The following is a 585-nucleotide window of genomic DNA, read 5'->3' as shown; positions in this document are numbered from 1 at the left end:
GAGGCCATCAAGGGCCGGGTGACGCGTTCGGCCAACGACGCCGCCGTGGTGATCGCCGAGACCGTCGGCGGCAGCGAGTCCGACTTCGCCAAGCTGATGACCCGCAAGGCGCGGGCGCTCGGCATGTCGCGCACCGTGTACCGTAACGCCTCCGGCCTGCCGAACGACGAGCAGGTCACCACCGCCCGGGACCAGTCGATCCTCGGCCGCGCGATCCAGGACCGCTTCCCGCGCTACTACCGCTACTTCGCGACCTCCGTCTTCAACTATCGCGGCCACGCCATCCGCAACCACAATCGCCTGCTCGGCAATGTCGAAGGCGTCGATGGCATCAAGACCGGCTACACCCGCGCCTCCGGCTTCAACCTCGTCACCTCGATGCACCGCGGCAACCGCTTCCTGGTCGGCGTCGTGCTCGGCGGCCGCAGCGGCGGCTCGCGTGACGCCATCATGCGCAACCTGCTGGCAGAGAATCTGGAAAAGGGCGCGACGCGCCGCACCGTTGCCGCCATCAGCGAACGTTCGCCCGGCTCGGACGAGACCGAGGTCGCCGAGGATACCCGTCCGGCGCCGGCGGTTCAGGTG

General features: G+C 69.1%; 1 protein-coding gene. It reads left to right on the top strand.

Annotated features, from left to right (window positions below; genetic code table 11):
• Positions 1-585: D-alanyl-D-alanine carboxypeptidase family protein (locus tag DYI24_RS27540; RefSeq protein ID WP_164574559.1), on the top strand; the 585-nt coding region annotated here is incomplete at both ends.

Origin of the sequence: Rhodopseudomonas sp. BR0C11, from assembly GCF_010820945.1 — a bacterium.
Lineage (GTDB): Bacteria > Pseudomonadota > Alphaproteobacteria > Rhizobiales > Xanthobacteraceae > Rhodopseudomonas > Rhodopseudomonas palustris_H.
This window is presented reverse-complemented; position numbering and strand designations above follow the sequence as displayed.